General features: G+C 67.4%; 16 protein-coding genes. 6 read left to right on the plus strand and 10 right to left on the minus strand.

Annotated features, from left to right (window positions below):
* Positions 1–33: 33 nt before the first annotated feature.
* Both ABI214_RS11665 and ABI214_RS11670 read left to right on the plus strand, forming a co-directional pair.
* Entirely contained in the window at positions 34–615 is a 582-nt protein-coding gene (locus ABI214_RS11665; RefSeq protein WP_348610443.1) for a sigma-70 family RNA polymerase sigma factor, read from the plus strand.
* Between the two features lie 72 nt (positions 616–687).
* Positions 688–1,143: a DUF6069 family protein gene (locus ABI214_RS11670; RefSeq protein WP_348610446.1), complete on the plus strand. Its 456-nt coding sequence runs from the start codon at positions 688–690 to the stop codon at positions 1,141–1,143.
* 10 nt (positions 1,144–1,153) lie between these two features.
* Here the strand turns inward: ABI214_RS11670 and ABI214_RS11675 are convergent, their stop codons facing one another.
* The 5 genes from ABI214_RS11675 to ABI214_RS11695 all read right to left on the minus strand — a co-directional run bounded on the left by ABI214_RS11675 (position 1,154) and on the right by ABI214_RS11695 (position 6,959).
* Positions 1,154–2,674: an acyl-CoA carboxylase subunit beta gene (locus ABI214_RS11675; RefSeq protein ID WP_408587378.1), complete on the minus strand. Its 1,521-nt coding sequence runs from the start codon at positions 2,672–2,674 to the stop codon at positions 1,154–1,156.
* A gap of 113 nt (positions 2,675–2,787) precedes the next feature.
* Complete coding sequence (locus tag ABI214_RS11680; protein ID WP_348610452.1) at positions 2,788–3,576, minus strand: ABC transporter permease subunit; 789 nt, start codon at positions 3,574–3,576, stop codon at positions 2,788–2,790.
* Entirely contained in the window at positions 3,566–4,492 is a 927-nt protein-coding gene (locus ABI214_RS11685; RefSeq protein ID WP_348610455.1) for an ABC transporter ATP-binding protein, read from the minus strand. Before ABI214_RS11685 ends, ABI214_RS11680 begins: the two co-directional genes overlap by 11 nt.
* Positions 4,493–4,655: 163 nt before the next feature.
* Positions 4,656–5,687 carry an aspartate-semialdehyde dehydrogenase gene (locus ABI214_RS11690; protein WP_348610458.1) on the minus strand — a complete coding sequence of 344 codons (1,032 nt, stop codon included), beginning with the start codon at positions 5,685–5,687 and terminating at the stop codon, positions 4,656–4,658.
* A 6-nt stretch (positions 5,688–5,693) separates the two neighbouring features.
* Complete coding sequence (locus ABI214_RS11695) at positions 5,694–6,959, minus strand: aspartate kinase (protein ID WP_348610461.1); 1,266 nt, start codon at positions 6,957–6,959, stop codon at positions 5,694–5,696.
* 136 nt (positions 6,960–7,095) lie between these two features.
* Here ABI214_RS11695 and ABI214_RS11700 point away from each other — a divergent pair, with 136 nt between their 5' ends.
* Positions 7,096–8,292 (plus strand): low temperature requirement protein A, encoded by a 1,197-nt coding sequence (locus ABI214_RS11700; RefSeq protein ID WP_348610464.1) that lies wholly within the window; start codon positions 7,096–7,098, stop codon positions 8,290–8,292.
* 3 nt (positions 8,293–8,295) lie between these two features.
* Here ABI214_RS11700 and ABI214_RS11705 read toward each other — a convergent pair whose 3' ends face one another.
* The 3 genes from ABI214_RS11705 to ABI214_RS11715 all read right to left on the minus strand — a co-directional run bounded on the left by ABI214_RS11705 (position 8,296) and on the right by ABI214_RS11715 (position 10,529).
* A complete protein-coding gene (locus tag ABI214_RS11705; RefSeq protein WP_348610467.1) occupies positions 8,296–8,991 on the minus strand; it encodes a GAP family protein in 696 nt (231 codons plus the stop codon).
* A 156-nt stretch (positions 8,992–9,147) separates the two neighbouring features.
* On the minus strand, positions 9,148–9,924 hold the full coding sequence (locus ABI214_RS11710; protein ID WP_348610469.1) for an SDR family NAD(P)-dependent oxidoreductase: 777 nt from the start codon (positions 9,922–9,924) through the stop codon (positions 9,148–9,150).
* The gene (locus ABI214_RS11715) at positions 9,921–10,529 is read right to left on the minus strand and encodes a hypothetical protein (RefSeq protein ID WP_348611546.1); all 609 of its coding nucleotides are present in this window, start codon (positions 10,527–10,529) and stop codon (positions 9,921–9,923) included. The genes ABI214_RS11710 and ABI214_RS11715 overlap by 4 nt, the downstream gene beginning before the upstream one ends.
* Positions 10,530–10,660: 131 nt before the next feature.
* Here ABI214_RS11715 and ABI214_RS11720 point away from each other — a divergent pair, with 131 nt between their 5' ends.
* Positions 10,661–11,659 carry a LysR family transcriptional regulator gene (locus ABI214_RS11720; protein ID WP_348610472.1) on the plus strand — a complete coding sequence of 333 codons (999 nt, stop codon included), beginning with the start codon at positions 10,661–10,663 and terminating at the stop codon, positions 11,657–11,659.
* Between the two features lie 114 nt (positions 11,660–11,773).
* On the opposite strand, the gene ABI214_RS11725 is transcribed toward ABI214_RS11720, so the two are convergent.
* Complete coding sequence (locus ABI214_RS11725; protein ID WP_348610475.1) at positions 11,774–13,456, minus strand: SulP family inorganic anion transporter; 1,683 nt, start codon at positions 13,454–13,456, stop codon at positions 11,774–11,776.
* Positions 13,457–13,527: 71 nt separating this feature from the next.
* On the opposite strand from ABI214_RS11725, the gene ABI214_RS11730 reads away from it, so the two are divergent.
* Together ABI214_RS11730 and ABI214_RS11735 are read left to right on the plus strand one after the other, a co-directional pair.
* The gene (locus ABI214_RS11730; protein ID WP_348610478.1) at positions 13,528–14,142 is read left to right on the plus strand and encodes a DUF1877 family protein; all 615 of its coding nucleotides are present in this window, start codon (positions 13,528–13,530) and stop codon (positions 14,140–14,142) included.
* A gap of 171 nt (positions 14,143–14,313) precedes the next feature.
* A complete protein-coding gene (locus ABI214_RS11735; protein WP_348610481.1) occupies positions 14,314–14,961 on the plus strand; it encodes a transglutaminase domain-containing protein in 648 nt (215 codons plus the stop codon).
* A gap of 60 nt (positions 14,962–15,021) precedes the next feature.
* Here the strand turns inward: ABI214_RS11735 and ABI214_RS11740 are convergent, their stop codons facing one another.
* Positions 15,022–16,692: a SulP family inorganic anion transporter gene (locus ABI214_RS11740; RefSeq protein ID WP_348611549.1), complete on the minus strand. Its 1,671-nt coding sequence runs from the start codon at positions 16,690–16,692 to the stop codon at positions 15,022–15,024.
* Between the last annotated feature and the right edge of the window lie 105 nt (positions 16,693–16,797).

Here is a 16,797-nt window from a genome sequence, read left to right on the forward strand (position 1 = left end):
AAAGGTCCAGGAAACGCGAGTTACCTGGGCATCGTGAGTACCTGCTACGCCCTGTCGCCCACGGGCACCGACGTCGACAGCATGGCGGTCGCGGCGGCCGTCGGGACCGACGGCGCGCTGGCCGACCTCATGGCCCGCGTCCGCCCGATGGTGCTGGGCTTCTGCCGGTCACGACTGCACGGGGCACGGCGGGTCTCCGTCGAAGACGTGACCCAGGAGGTGTGTATCGCCGTGGTCAACGCACTTCCGCGGTACGAGCACCGGGGCCGTTTCACGGCGTTCGTGTTCGGCATCGCCAGCCACAAGGTCACCGACGCGCTGCGTGCGGCGCAACGCGACCGGTGCTGTCCGGTCGGTGACCTCCCCGAGATCGGCGCGGACACCGACACCCCGGAAGACCACGCGGTCCGGTCGGACGACCTGCGCCGCGTCGAGTCGATGCTCGCCATCCTGACACCGCAGCAGCGTCACATCCTCCGCCTGCGCATCATCGAAGAGAAGACGGCGGCCGAGACCGCGGACGAGCTGCGCACGACCCCGGGCGCGGTCCGCGTCGCCCAGCACCGCGCGCTGACGCGACTGCGCGAGGAGTTCGCGTTCACCCGCGGAGGGTGACGGCCCGCGCTCGACGACGCCCTACCGTGTCGACAGGACAGGTTCCCGTTCGGCACCCGGAAGGAGCACTCGATGAGCGCGTATCCCCCCGGCCCGCAGGCCGCAGCCGCGGTCGACGCGAAACGACTGTGGTCCGGCGGCGTGGCCACCGCTCTCGTCGCGGCCCTCGCCGCGGTGGTGGGTCTGCTGGTCGTCCGAGGCTTGCTCGACATCGCGGTCATCACTCCCGACACGACCTTCGGGGAATCCCAGGTGACGACGATCGCCGGATACGCGATCGTCGCCGCACTGCTCGCCACGGCACTGCTGCACCTACTCATGGTCTCGACGCCCCGCGCGACGTCGTTCTTCGGTTGGATCGGCATACTCGCGACCGTCGCCGTGGCGTTGTGGCCGTACACCGTCTACGCGTCGACCGACTCGAAGATCGGCAGTTCGCTCATCTACCTCGTCGTCGGGATCGCGATCGTGACGCTGCTGTCCGGGGTGGCGGGCACTGCGCGCATCACGCGCCCGGTCGGATCCTGAGCTGCCCACCTCAACGCAGATAACCGTGGTGCGCAACGGGCTCGACGGCATCGTCCCGCACACTCGTGTTCAGCCCGTGGATCAGGATGTTCCGCAGCTCCCGCGGGTCGATGATGTCGTCGTAGAACAGCGTCTGCGCCAGCGCCCACGGGCCGGACGCCTCGTTCTCGACCAGCGCGCGCCGGGTCTCGTCGTCCTCCTTCGCGGTGCGCCCTCCGACGTCCGCGGGGATGCCACCGAGGGTGACGGCGGGGAACGCGAGCGTCATCGTCTGGTTGTCGTAGGGGTTCATGCCCATCACCGAACTGCCGAACCCGAACGCCTTGCGCACCGTCACATGGAACTTGGGGGTCCGCAGCCGGTGCTGCGCCGCGAACATCCGCGCGCTGGCCTTGAGGATGCCCGCCTTCTCGGATCCACTGCCCGCCATCACACCCGGGTTGTCCGCGAGGAACAGCACCGGCAGATGGAAGGCGCCCGCCAACTGGAGGAAGGCCGCGGCCTTGTCGGCGGCCGCCACCGTCACGGCGCCCGCCATCACCGTCGGCTGGTTCGCGACGACGGCGACCGAATGCCCACCTATCCGAGTCAGTGCGGTGATGATCGACGTCCCGTAGCTCGGCTGGATCTCGGTGACGGTGCCGGCATCGGCCAACGCGCCGAGCATCACCCGCATGTCGTACGGGCGCTTCTGGTTCACCGGAATCAGATCGAGCAACTCGGGTAGGTGCCGTTCCCCCACGTCGTGGTTGCCGCCGTCCGGCCCCACCCACGGCGGGGGCTGCCACGCGCTGCTCGGGAAGTACGACAGATAGCGACGGGCCAGCGCCAGCGCGGCCTCGTCCGACTCGGCGAGATTGTGCGCGACGCCGGACGTGTCGATCGCGACCTGCGGTCCTCCGAGTGCTTGTTTGTCGACCTGCTCACCCGTGGACGCCGCGACGAGCGGCGGGCCGGCGGTGAACAGCGCCCCGTGTCCGTCCACCATGATCACGAAATCCGATAGCGGCGCGGCCAGCGCCCCGTGTCCGGCCGACGGCCCCGTGACGATCGTGACGGTGGGCACCAGTCCCGACAGGTCGGCCATCGCCTGAAGATCGTTGGGCGCCGGTCGGTTCCGTTCCAGCGCGTTGGTCGCGCGATGCCCGGCGCCCTCGAGCAACACCACGAGCGGCGTCCGGTTCCGCAGCGCGAGCTGGGCCACCCGGGTCCGCTTGGACGCGGCCGCGGTGCCGATCGAGCCGCCCGCGACGGTGAAGTCCTCGGCCCCGACCATCACCGGGCGGCCGTCGACCGCCCCGGATCCGGCGACGAACGCGTCGGCCGGTATCGCCGGATCGCCTGCGAGCGGGCCCAATTCGACGAACGTCCCGGGGTCCAGCAAGCCGGCGACGCGGCCGCGGGCGTCCAGCCGCCCGGGCACCCGGTAGCGGGCGACCTTCGCGGCGCCGCCCATCGCGCGGGCGGATTCCTTCCGCTCGGCGAGTCGTTCGAGAAGCGGCCCCCACTCGGCGCTGTTCCCGGCATCCACCGTCACCGTCTCCTCACCTGCAAAGGACGCGGCGGGCCGACGCCCGACGACTGTCCGTGACAGTACGAGGCTGATCGACTCGGCAGCAACAGGAGCTCCCGTCCGGCGACCGATCAGTCGACGTCGAGCCGACGGAACGCCACCACGGTGGCGGCGGACAGGGCCACCGCGACGGCGGACAGGACGACGAAGGCGGTGACGGACACGCCCTCGACGAGTTGGCCGTCGCCGACCGCGTAGAAGAACGGGGAGGCGAGCCGCGCGGGCCGGATCCAACTGACAACCGGTGCGAGCGAATTGACGAGGTATGCGGCCGCGGTCACTGACGAGGCCACCCCCAGCGCGACGCTCCGGCTTCCGGTGAGCGATCCGATCAACATCGCCAGTGCTCCGAAGTCGATGCCCAGCAAGAGAACCGCAATCGTGACGCCGACGAGGGCGGCCGCGTCGACTCGCAGCCCGAACCCGCGCCCGAGGAACACGCTGATCGCCGTCACCGCCGACACCGGCACCGCGACCAAGCACATGGCGCCGACCTTCTGGAGCGCGATCCGCGTTCGGGTCAGCGGCAACGACGCGACCAGCCCGAGCGTGCCGTCCTCGTTCTGGCCGGCGATGCACGACGCCCCGTATCCAACGGTGAGGAGCAGGACGACCAGCGGCAGGAAGTTGGTGTACAGGTTCGCGTTCAGCCATCCGGACGCCGACGTCAGCGATCCCCTGATGCCGAGCAGCGCCGCGAAGGTGGAGTTCTCGGACATCAGCTTGTCGAGCCCCGTCTCGTGCCGAAACGCCGGGTACAGCGCGACGATCACGAAGGTGTAGGCGGCCATTCCCAGCGAGAAGCCGATCAGGGAGCGACGGCGCAGCAGGAGGTCGAGTCGGACGAGATCAGTCGCCATCGGATGCCTCCGCGCCCTGCTCGCCGCGGTAGTAGCCGCGGAACAATTCGTCGAGGTCGGCCCGCCGCGCGGTGATGTCGACGGCGCCCTGGTCGGCCGCCGCGCGCAGCATCGGTGCGACCTCCCCGGTCACCGACAGTTCGATCCGCCCGCCGTCACTCGATCGAACCTGGACCCCGTCGAGTCGTTCGAACACGTCCGGTTGCGGGGGCTGCTCGAATCGAAGCTCGATCGTGCGCGGTGACGTCCGGCGCAGACTCTCGACGCCCGCGGTCACCACCACCCGACCGTCGCGCAGGATGCAGACGCGCTCGACGAGCCGCTGCACCTCGTCCAGGTCGTGCGACGAGAACAGGATGGTCCGCCCGTCCGCCACCGTTTCGCGTACCAGGTCTGCGAACTCGTCCTGCACGAGCGGGTCGAGCCCGATCGTCGGCTCGTCCAGGACCAGCAGATCGGGCCGGTGCATGAACGCCATGACGAGACCGATCTTCTGGCGATTCCCCTTCGAGAGAGCGCGGGCCGGCGTGTCGAGCTCCGCCCCGAACCGCTCCACGAGCTGGTCGCGATATCGCCGGTCCGTCAGTCCCCGGATGCGCGCGAACCGGTCGAGGTGTTGGGCGCCGGTGAGTCCGGGGTGCAGTGCCAACTCGCCGGGCAGGTATCCGACCCGCTGCAGGATCCGTTCGGCCTCGCGTCCCGGATCGAGGCCGAACACCCGCACCGATCCCGACGTCGGCCGATACAGGCCGAGGAGAATCCGGATCGTCGTGGTCTTGCCTGCACCGTTCGGCCCGAGGAACCCGAATACTTCCCCCTCGTCGATCCGGAAATCGACATCGGTGATCCCTCGCCGAGCTCCGAACCGTCGGGTGAGGTGCTCGACCCGGACCAGCGACGTCGTCGGTGGGGGCACCCTCGGATGATAGTTCCCGCGCGCCGCCACCTGCGGGCGATCGGGACCGCGGAAAACGTCGGTGGGAAGGTCCGTCCCGGCCGCCGGAATGGCCCGGAAAAGACGCGCGCGCGGCCACCTGGGCCCGAAGGCCCGGTGACCGCGCACGCGGTGAGAGCGGGAGCTAGACGAGCAGCTCTGCGATCTGGATGGTGTTGAGCGCCGCACCCTTGCGCAGGTTGTCGCCCGACACGAACAGCGCCAGGCCACGCCCCTCGGGGGCACCCGGGTCCTGACGGATCCGGCCGACGAGGGACACGTCGCCGCCGGCGGCCGCGAGCGGGTTCGGCACGTCCACCAGCTCGACGCCCGGAGCGTCGGCGAGCAGTTCCTTGGCGCGCTCCACCGACAGCGGACGCTCGAACTCGGCGTTGATCGCGAGCGAGTGGCCGGTGACGACCGGGACGCGCACGCACGTGCCCGACACCAGCAGGTCCGGCAGGCCGAGGATCTTGCGGCTCTCGTTGCGAAGCTTCTGGTCCTCGTCGGTCTCGCCGCTGCCGTCGTCGACGAGCGCACCGGCGAGCGGCACGACGTTGAACGCGATGGGCGCGACGTACTTGTTCGGGGCCGGGAAGTCGGCGGCCGCACCGGAGTGCACCAGCTTCTCGGCGTCGTCGGCGACGGCGCGCACCTGGCCGACGAGCTCCTCGACACCGGCGATGCCGCTGCCCGAGACCGCCTGGTAGCTGCTGACGATCAGGCGCTGCAGGCCCGCCTCGTCGTGCAGCACCTTGAGGACCGGCATCGCGGCCATCGTGGTGCAGTTCGGGTTGGCGATGATGCCCTTCGGCGGGTTCTTGGTCTCCTCCGGGTTGACCTCGCTGACGACGAGGGGAACCTCGGGATCCTTGCGCCACGCCGACGAGTTGTCGACGACGATCGCACCGGCGGCGGCGAAGCGCGGGGCCTGCGCGCGCGACAGCGTCGCACCGGCCGAGAACAGCGCGATGTCGATGCCCTTCAGGTCCTCGTCGGAGGTCGCGGATGCGTCCTCGACCACGATGTCCTCACCGCGGAACGGCAGCGTCTTGCCGGCCGAGCGCGCGGACGCGAAGAACCGGACCTTGTCGGCCGGAAAGTTGCGCTCCTCGAGCAGGGTGCGCATGACGATGCCGACCTGGCCGGTGGCACCGACGACAGCGATGGTGGTCATCTCGAATTACCGTCCCGTTCCTGCGTGTACGACGGCCGCTTCCTCGCCGCCGAGTTCGAAAGCTGCGTGGATCGCGCGCACGGCGTCGTCCAGATCGGTGTCCTTGACCAGCACCGAGATGCGGATCTCCGACGTCGAGATCAGGTCGATGTTGACGTCCGCCTCGGCGAGGGCCTCGCAGAACTTGGCGGTGACGCCCGGGTGGCTCTTCATGCCGGCGCCGACGAGCGACACCTTGCCGATGAGGTCGTCGAACAGGAGCTGTGTGAAGCCGATCTCCGACTGCAGGGCCGTCAGCTTCTCCACCGCGCGCGGGCCGTCGGCCTTGGGCAGCGTGAAGGTGATGTCGGTCTTGCCGGTCTCGACCTTGGAGATGTTCTGCAGCACCATGTCGATGTTGATCTCGGCCTCGGCGACGGCACGGAAGACCTTGGCGGCGTGGCCCGGCGTATCGGGCAGGCCGACGACGGTGACCTTGGCCTCGCCACGGTCGTGGGCAACACCGGTGATCAGGGCTTCTTCCACGGGAATGTCCTCCATCGATCCGGACACGATCGTTCCGGGCTTGGTCGTGTATGACGAGCGGACGTGCACGGGCACGTTGTAGCGGCGGGCGTACTCGACGCAGCGCAGCATCAGAACCTTGGCGCCGCACGCGGCCATCTCGAGCATCTCCTCGAAGGAGACGGTGTCGAGGCGCTGCGCGTCGGGCACGATGCGCGGGTCGGCGGTGAAGACACCGTCGACGTCGGTGTAGATCTCGCAGACGTCGGCCTTCAGCGCCGCGGCAAGCGCGACGGCCGTCGTGTCAGAGCCACCGCGGCCGAGCGTGGTGACGTCCTTGCTGTCCTGGCTCACGCCCTGGAAGCCGGCGACCAGCACGATCGAGCCCTCGTCGAGCGCGGTGCGGACGCGGCCCGGGGTGACGTCGATGATCTTGGCGTTGCCGTGGCTTCCGGTCGTGATGACGCCGGCCTGCGATCCGGTGAAGGACCGCGCCTGCGCGCCGAGCGAATGGATCGCCATCGCGACGAGCGCGTTGGAGATGCGCTCACCCGAGGTGAGCAGCATGTCCATCTCGCGGGCCGGCGGCACCGGGCACACCTGCTGCGCGAGATCGAGCAGCTCGTCAGTGGTGTCGCCCATCGCCGAGACGACCACGACGACGTCGTTGCCCGCCTTCTTGGTCTCGACGATCCGTTCAGCGACGCGCCGGATGCGCTCGGCGCTCGAGACCGAGGATCCCCCGTACTTCTGGACGACGAGAGCCACGCGTGTGTACCTCCGGATAGATGGATTGATGCAAGTCCAGCTGTCGAGCTTACCGAGGTGCGTCACCAGGAGTGCACTCCGTCCTGACCAATGGATACGGGGGCACTCGAGGTCCGTCGATGGCAGCATCGGCGAAATGGACCTGTCCCGACGGTTGACCACACGACCCACGGAGGAGCGGGCGTCGGTTTCGGCGCTCGAGCTGTTCTTCGACCTGGTGTTCGTCTTCGCGATCACGCGGGTCACCGAGCTGTGGGGAAACGACCCGAGCACCATCAACCTGCTGCACGGCCTGCTCGTGATGGCCGTGCTGTGGTGGTGTTGGGTCTGCTACGCGTGGCTGGCGAACCTGGTGCGCGCCGACGAGGGCGTCGTGCGGGTCGTGATGCTCACGGCGATGTCCGCGGTGTTCGTCGTGGCGCTCACCATCCCGGAGGCATTCGACAACCTGCCCGGCGGGCTCGACGGCCCGGTCATCTTCGCGCTCGGGTACTTCGTGGTCCGCCTGCTGCACATCCTGATGTTCCTGATGATCAGCAGGGAGGATCCGCAGCTGCGCGGGCAGGTGAAGCGGTTCGTGCCGTCGATGCTCACGGGCACGACGCTCCTGCTGATCGCATCGCAGCTGACCGGGCCGTGGCAGACGGCCATGTGGTTCCTCGCCCTCGCCGGCGACTACCTGGGCACCTTGGTCGGCGGCACCGGCTGGCGGCTGCGGTCGGTGAGCCACTTCGCCGAGCGACACAGCTCGTTCGTGATCATCGCGCTCGGCGAGTCCATCGCGTCGATCGGTATCGGCGTCGCCGCCGTGCCGATCTCGTGGCCGATCATCGTCGCGTCGCTGCTCGGGCTGGCGGTGTCATCGCTGCTGTGGTGGGCGTACTTCGACATGACATCGCTGATGGTGGAGCACGCGTTCGAGGAATCCCACGGGCGACGCCGGATCCAGATCGCGCAGCGGTGCTACAGCTACGCCCACCTGCCGATGGTGATCGGCATCGTGCTGCTCTCCCTGGGGCTCAAGAAGATCCTGTACTACGTGGCCGACGGCAACCACCACCGGCTGACCGATCCGCTCCAGGGGTGGCCACTGGTGGCGCTGTACAGCGGGGCCGCTCTCTATCTCGCGGCGCTGGTCTACTTCAAGTGGTTCGGCGTCGGCGGGTTCAGCGTCCCCCGCACGGTGACCGCGGTGGCGTTGCTGGCCCTGATTCCGCTCGCGTGGCACCTGCCGGCCCTCGCGACTCTGGGGCTCCTCACCGCGGTCCTGCTGACACTGATCACGTACGAGACGATCGTGTTCGCGGAGCGTCGGCGCCACATCCGGGCGTGACGGTCAGGCGAGCGCGATCACGTTCCGGATCACGAACAGCGCACCGAACCCGAAGAAGACGGTCAGCGTGAGCGGCCGCTCGTGCGCGAGCATCCACTCCTTGACCTTCGCGAGGATGGCCTTCGCCCGATCCCCGAAGGCCAGGTACACCCCGATCGGCACCAGGAAGTCGAGCGCCGCCGCGAGAAGCAACAGCACGGTCCCGAACACCGAGGCCCCGACCGAGGTGTCGGAGGCCGCGATGATCGTCATACCGGAGATCATGATCGCGAGGTTGGGGTTCACGATCGACAGCGCGGCCCCCATGACGAACGCGCCTCGCGGCTTCGCGTTCGCCAATTGCTGCATCCACTCCGGCCCGGTGTCCGACGGCACTCGTCGACGGATCAGTTGCGCCACGCCGAAGGCGACGAAGATCAGACCGACGGCCAGACCCGCCCAGTGACTGGCGGTGCCAGATCGGGTGTCGTGGGTGGCGCCACCGAGCAGTGCCGCGACACCGATCGCGGTGTACGCGATCATGAACGCGGCGAAGAACGCGAAGGCGTTGGCGAGTGCCCGTTTGGTCTGCAGCAGCAGCACACAGCCGGCGATCGCCGCAGGCGTGACGGCCATGCCCGCCAGTTCGGGAAGTAGTTGCAGGATCAGATCGCCCATGTCCGGAGCCAACCCGCACCGCACGGCGAAATCCTCACCCACGGAGCATGAAGTAGGTGACGAGACATTCGGTTCGCCGTACCGGCGCCCCGGTCGAGACCCCCGCTTCACTGGAGGGTCTCGACCTCACCGACGGCTCCGACTATCCGCGATCGAGCCCGTCTCTCGACATGATCGGGCAAGCCCCGGACCGGCGAATCACGTCATCACTGCCCCACCGTCGACCGACACCGTCTGGCCCGTGACGTTGCGAGCGCCATCGCCGAGCAGGAAGGCGACCATCTCCGCGATGTCCCTGGCCTCCTGGGGACGCCCCATGGGCACCATCTGCTCGACGAACCCCTGGAACACCTGATCGTCGGAAAGCGACGCGAGGCCCGGATCACGCTCCCGCAGGAAGGCGATCGTCTGCCGCCACATATCCGTCAGGATGAGTCCGGGCATTACTGTGTTGCAGCGAATTCCGCGGGAGGCTCCCACCCGGGCGACGCTGTGACTCAGCTCGATGACGGCCGCCTTGGATGCACCGTAGTGCGCCAGCATGTCCCCACCGAGACGCGCCCCGATCGAGGCAATGTTGACGATGGCGGATGCACTCTCGGTCCGGCGCAGAAACTCCTGGCAGGTCAGGAAGGTGCCGCGGGTGTTGACCGCGAACGTGTTGTCCCACATGGCCTCGTCGATCTCCAGCAGTGGGGTGAAGATGCCGACGCCGGCCGCATTGACAAGGGCAACTGGGTCTCCGAATTCTTCGGCGCGGTCGAACAATTCACGGACCGAGCCCGCGTCCCTGACATCACATCGGACCCGCGAGACCTCCGAAGTGACGTCCTCCCACTGTTGCGCACACTCACCCGACGCGCGGTCGGTGAGGTCGGCGAGGACCAGCGCGTCGTAGTCGGCGGCGAGTCGCAGGGCAATTGCCTCTCCGAGACCCCGTGCCGCTCCGGTGACGACCGCTACCCGCGCGGTCACGGGAGGTAGTCCTCGAGCAGCGGCGCCAGGAGTTCGGCGGCACGTTCGGCGCTGATGACCTCGCTCGGATCGACCCGAGTGACGACCTTCGAGGCAGAGTCCTCGTAAACGTGCTCCCCTACGAGACGCCCCGTCTCGTCGTACGGCCACACGAAGGCGAGGGTCCGACGGACGAGATACCAGCCGTCGGGATCGATCGCGGCCGCGGAATCCGAGTCGGCGTTCGTGCTCGACTCGCCCGCGTGCACCGCCCCGAAGACACCGTCACCGAGAATGCGTCCAGGAACGAACTGGCTGAAGAGGGTCTCGCCCGAGAAACCGTGATCGGAGACCGCGAACTTCGAATCGCCGGTCCACATGACGAGGGTGTCGGTCTCGGCCAGAGCCTGGTAGAAGGCTTCCACCTGCTGCATGCCGTCGAGAACGATCGACTGCCCGTTCTCGAACAGGCGGTAGACGGGCTCTTCGACGGTCATGTCCGGGGACAGAATTTCCCGGTACCGCCCGGAGACCTCGAGCAAGGCGTGGCGCCGGTAATTCTTCAGAATCTTGCGATGATGCGGGTTCTCGAGGCTGTCGATCTGCTTCTCGACCCCGTCCATCATGTGGACGAATTCATGCTCGTACTTGCTCACTGGGTGCTCCTGAAAGTCGGAATCCACGAATGCGCCGTGGTGTCTCCAACCCTGCGGGAACGTACGCGTCGTGTACATGTGCAATTCCGTGCCGGACGATAATGTTGGAGTTAACGCTCCAGTTCAGGCCGCGTGACAGGCGTCACTTCTTATGGTTCGATGGTGCGGTGCCTCGTTCGGACACGCCCCCGGCCGCGATGATCAGCCCCCACACAGTGCGCGGAAGCGACCTCAGCCTCCGGGCGCTGCAGGCATTGTCCGTGGTGGCGGACGAGGGACATTTCGGCCGTGCAGCCGAGAAGCTGTACATCACGACACCCGCGCTGAGCCAACAGATTCGCCGACTCGAGACCCAACTCGGCGTACGACTCCTCGAGCGCAACGCGCACCCCATCGAGCTGACCGAGGCCGGGAGAATCCTCCTCCCGCGTGCCCGCGAGATCCTCGACACTGCCGATGAGACGGTGAGCCTGCTGGTCGCTCTGCAGCGCCGGGAATCTCGTCACCTACGCATCGGGTTCATCAACGGCGCTGCGGGCCGCGTGGGACGCGCCGTGCTCGATGCCCTCCACTCACCGTTCGAACTGGTGCATCTCGACTGGTCGGAACAGCAATCAGCGGTCGCCTCCGGCAAGGTGGATGCAGCATTCGTACGCCCGCCGCTGCCGCCGGAGGAGGGGCTGGCACTGGAACTGATCGGCGAGGAGCCGCGGGTGGCGGTACTGCCACGTGGGCACCGTCTCGCAGAAAGCACTGCCATCGCGATAGCCGACCTCGACACCGAGGTACATGTGCGAAGTGAAGCCGTGAGCGACGAGTGGCTGCACTGGTGGTCGGTCGACCCGCGTCCGAGTGGAAAACCGGTCCGATACGGACCGGCGATCCGGACGATGGACGAACTCCTCGAAGTCGTCGCCAACGGCGCGGCCGTCGCCATCACGGCCGCAACGATTTCCGAGTACTACATGCGGAACGACATCGCTTTCGTGCCGATCAGCGACATCGAGCCGTGTGCAATCGAGTTGTGCACGCGGATCGACGACCCGCACCCCGGCGTGAGCGATCTACGGCGCACTGTACGTACGCAGTTGAGCCCCTGACCATCGGAACAGCTCACCGATGATCGGGCAGCACTCTGCTGTCGCCGTGGAACTCCGCAACTGTGATCATGACATGTCGGTGACAGTGACATCGTAGATACCGTTGCGACCGTGCTACCGACCCGAAGATCGACTCAACGCCCGCGCTGCTTCCTCGACAGTCGCGAACACCCCTCCCTCGGACTCGAATTCGCGGCCGAAGGTGGTACGTCGAACCGTCGCCAGGTTCTTTCGGGGCACCGACGCGTAGTACACCTCGGTACCGGCGTCGGACAGTTCCTTGTTCAGGTCCAGGAAGCTACGCATCACCGTCGTCGTCACCTGTGAAATCAGTGAGCAGTCGATCACCAGCGTCGCCGGCTGCAACTCCCGCACTCGACGGCTGATCTCGCGGGTGTTCGCCCGAACGTTGGCCGTGTACAGGCCTGAATCGATGCGCAGCACCATGGGATCCGACGCGACGAGTGGCGCGTCCGGGTCGAGCGCACGCCATCCACCGTCGACGCTTCGTGTCATCTGCGACACGTGCGGCCGATTGAGCTCACGCAGAACGAGATACAGCGTCAGCAGCACCCCGACCAAAACGGCCGGCAGCAGCCCGGCCGTCAGCCCGATCACCGCTGTCACGGTCGCGATCCAGAACTCGATCCGGTTCACCCGCCAGTACCGGGCGAACGATCCGAGGTCGACGAGCCCGAGCGTCGCGACCACCACCATCGCGCCGAGCGTCGCCTGCGGCAGGTCGCTGAGCACCGGGGCCAGGAACAGTGCGACCAGCACCGCGAGCACCGCGGTGACGATCCCGCTCAGCTGGGTGCGCGCGCCGGACCGCAACGCGACCGCCGTCTGGGAGAAGCCGCCCGCGGGCGGCAGCGTGTGGAAGAACGAGCCCGCCAGCGACGCGACCCCGTTGGCGAGAAGCTCGCGGTCGCTGTCGATCTGCGGCTCCTCCGGCCGCCGCACCCCGCGCGCCACCGCGACGGTCTCGAGGAACGCCATCACCGAGATCGCGAGCGCACCGGGCAGCAACGCACCGACGTCGTGCAGGGACGGGATCCCGGGCAGCGGAATCCCGCGCGGCACTTCCGCGATGAGCTCGACCCCACGGTCATGCAGTCCGGTGAACGCGATGAGCGCAATGCCGATCGCGACAACGATGAGCGGTCCGGGCACCCGGGGCACGAACCTGCTCATCGCGACGAGGCCCGCGATCGACGCCACCGACAACGCGACGGTCGCCCCGTTCGCATCGCCCAGTTGACCCAGTACACCGCCGATCACGCGCAGGAACCCGGTCGCGTCCGGATCACCGGGCACGCCGAGCAGCTTGGGCAGCTGACTGGCCGCAACAGTCAGACCGACACCGGCCTTGATCCCGGACAGTGTTGCCTCGCTGATGTTCTCGATGACCGCGCCGAGCTTGAGGACCCGCGCGGCGACCAGGATCACGCCGACCATGAGGGTCAGTGTCATGAGCGACGTCTGCGCGTCCTCGGACCCGGCCGCGATGCCCGCACCGATCAGAGTCGAGGCGGTGAGCGTCGCGATCGTCGACGTCGTGCTGACGCTCGCGGTGCGCGAACCACCCAGCAGCGCATACACGATCATCGGCACCATGCACGTGTACAGACCGATCTGAACCGGCATGTCCGCGATCGTCGCGTACGCCATGGCCTGCGGTATCACCACCGCACCGGCACTCAGTCCGGCGACGAGATCCGCTCGCAGCCAGGGCTTCCGATAGCCGACGAGCGTAGGCGCGAGAACGGCCGTCGACTCCCCCTCGTTGCGCGCCATCACTCCTCCATCGGATACGGGTACCGACGAGCAAACCAGTCGTCTCCCGGCGACTGGATCACCCTCGTCGGGTGAAGCTGGTCGAGCGCGATTTCGCACGCGTTGCGATGATCACTTACGTGCAAGCACCGGGCCGTCGGGCCGGCCGCGCGGCGTATCCGGATCCCAGGATCAACCGTTACCGTGACACAATGGAACTTGGGGTGCATTTCGCGCTTTCCGACCACGTGACGGCGGAGCTTCTCGATGCGCGGGGCGACAACGGCAGGCTCGGCGCGGTGGTCGAGGACATCGAGGAGACGGGGCGCTCCGAGTTCTCGTGCGACACGGCCAAGGCGTGGGACCCGATCCTGTGCTCCCTCTCCAGCGCCGGGTACGAGCGCGCGCCCGAGAACTGGCCGGCATACGGCGTGATCCTGGGGGACGAGGACCTCAACACGGACACCGACGACCAACTGATCACCTACCTGACGCCCGACCGGGTCGCCGAAGTCGCCGCGTATCTGGCCGGCATCACCGAATCCGAGTTCAGCGCAGGCTACGACGCGATGCCGCTCGATGATCGCAACCCCGAGTACGGCGCGGACGAGCGCGCGTACGCCTGGGGTTGGCTGGAGGAAGTGACGGAGTTCTTCCAGCGCGCGGCCCACGACGATCGGCATGTCGTGTTCACCGTGCGGTTCTGACTGTCCGCTGCTCACCGTCGCCGCGATTCGCTTGCGCTGGCCACTCTTCCATCGGAGGACGAAGGAGATCGCTGCGGTCGAGGGCTAACATGGCTGAATGAGCTGCTCCCTGATCACAACTTGGCGGAAGCAGGTCCTGCAACCACTCGGCGGGCCGTCGCTCGTGGCAGTGTGGAGCAAACCACGATCCTCAACTGGGATGATCCAGGGTTCCACCGGTTCGAAGTACTCCGCACCGAGACCGGTAGCCCAGGCGTCGAGTATCTGCAACAGACTCACCGATGGGTCCAACACAACATTCGTCCCGTTTACGCACTCGACGACACACAACCAACATCGGTAACCCTTGCGAAGTCCCGCGGATCGTGCAGCCAGCGACTCGCTGTTGTCGTAGCACTTGCGCGACAGAACGGAATCCCGACCAAGGTCGAGGGACTCGTCCTCCGTGGCGAGTTCTGGTACCCACGCTTTCGGTATCTGCGTCACGCCATTCCAGATCGTGTCCTGTTGGCATGGCCCAGCTTTCGCATCGACGGCGAGTGGATCGACGCTTCCCACGCGTTCACGTCCGGATGCGACGTATCGCCGAAGGACTTCTCGAATCGTGGTGAGGAAACGCTCTTCGACGTCGCCGCACGCAGCACCATCACGTGGGGCAACGAAGCCTCGGCAGGTTGCCTCGATCTATCCCGGTTTGTGATCCGGTCCCTGGGAACCTTCGACTCGCGGGACGACCTGTTCCGCTCGTATGGGCAAACTCTCCCGTGGGCCGTGCGCATGGCCTTGGAACCGGTATTCAGCCGCTGGGGAGCACGCTGAGCATCCGCTCGACAAAACCTGCCTGTGCAGTCCGTCCCTATTCGATCGTCGAAGCCGACGTCACCGAGCCTTGTCGGTATCCGAGATCGCCTGCGTCACCGATGCGTACACGGAGACGGGACGGCCCCCTTCGGACGCCTGCCGGAAGGTGTCCCGGAACTGCCCGATGTCGCGTGCGATCCGCAGCTCGATGTTCTTCCGAGCCAGAGTGTCCCGTAGCTGAACCAGCATCTCGGCCGCGCTGACGTCGACGAACGGGGACGTCTCGGCATCGAGGACGACGACCCGCGTCTCGTCGGTGCAGAGAGCTTCGATTCGGTCCTTGACGAAATCTGCGTTCGCGAAGTACAAGCCCGCCTCGACCCGCACCACGATCGCGTCCGGGCGGGTCTCGAGGTCCGGATGCCGTTCGATGTCCACCCACAGGTTCCCCTGCCGCGCAAGCTCGGCGACGTGTGGGCGCGAGGAACGGTAGAGCAGTAGCAGCATCGACACCCCGATGCCGATCACGAGGCCGGGCAGGGTGTCGAAGAGCAGTACGCCCATCATCGCCGCGATCGCCGCCGCGAAATCGGCGCGCGCGGCGGGCCCGTAGATGCTCCCGAGCCGGGCGGTCCACACCCGGTACAGCCTGCGTAGCGCTGAGATGTCGACGAGCTCGATCACCGCGGCTATCACCACGGCCGCGAGGGTCGCTTCCGGCAGCTTCTCGAACAGGCCAGTGAGGAACAGCAACGTCAGGACGGTCAAGACCGCGACCACCAGCCCGCTGACCTGCGACTTGGCTCCCGCTCCACCGTTCACCGCGGTCTTGGAGAGGCTGCCGTTCACCACCATCCCGGAGCACAGCCCGGAGCCCAGGTTCGCGGCCCCGAGCCCGGCGAGTTCGCGGTTGGCATCCACCTCGTATCCCGCCTTGGCTGCGTATGTCTTCGCGGCGCCGAGGCCCTCCGCGAATCCGATCAGCAGCACACCCACCGCGGGTCCGGCCAGGTCGTAGTAATCACGCCAGGTCGGGCCGTCCGGAAAGCCGAGCGACGGCAGTCCGGAATCGATGTGGCCCACGATGTCGACCCCGTGTTCGTCGAGCGAGAACACGCTCACCGCCGCGATTCCGAACAGGACCGCCACGAGCGAACCCGGGACCAGCGGCAGCCACCGTTTGAGCCCGAGCACCACGACGAGGCTGATCCCACCGATGACGAACGGGCGCCACTGTGTGTCGCCCAGATGCCGGATCACACCCCATACCTGTTCGAAGAAGTCCCCGTCCGACTTCTCGATCCCGAACAGTTTGGGCACCTGGCCCACGATGATGGTCAGCGCCAGTCCGACGATGAACCCCTTGAGCACCGGTTCGGAGATGAACGTCGCCACGAATCCGAGACGGCAGAGTCCGGCGATCAGCCCGACGACGCCGGTCATGATGGCGAGAACCGCCGACAGCGCGAGGTACCGGCCGCCGTCGGCACCCGCGATCGGCGCGATGATGGCGGCGGACAGCGCCGCGGTCGCCGACATCGGACCCACGATCAGGTGCCGTGAACTCCCGGCCGCCGCATACAAGACGAGAGCGGGCACCGCGGCATAGAGGCCCACCACCGGCGTGACCCCCGCGATGGTCGCATATGCGAGGGCCTCCGGAACCAATACCGCCCATACCGTCAGGCCCGCGATCACGTCGGGCCGCAGCCACGACCACTGGTACCCACCGAGGGACGCGAACGGCATCCAGCTGACGAATCGAGCACGCACGTCTGCCAATTCGTCTCTCCCCTCATCGCATCGACGTCACGCGTCGGCCTCGCACCCGATGACGCCGTCGAGTCTGTCACT

It is taken from the genome of Prescottella soli (genome assembly GCF_040024445.1).
In the GTDB taxonomy this organism is placed as follows: domain Bacteria; phylum Actinomycetota; class Actinomycetes; order Mycobacteriales; family Mycobacteriaceae; genus Prescottella; species Prescottella soli.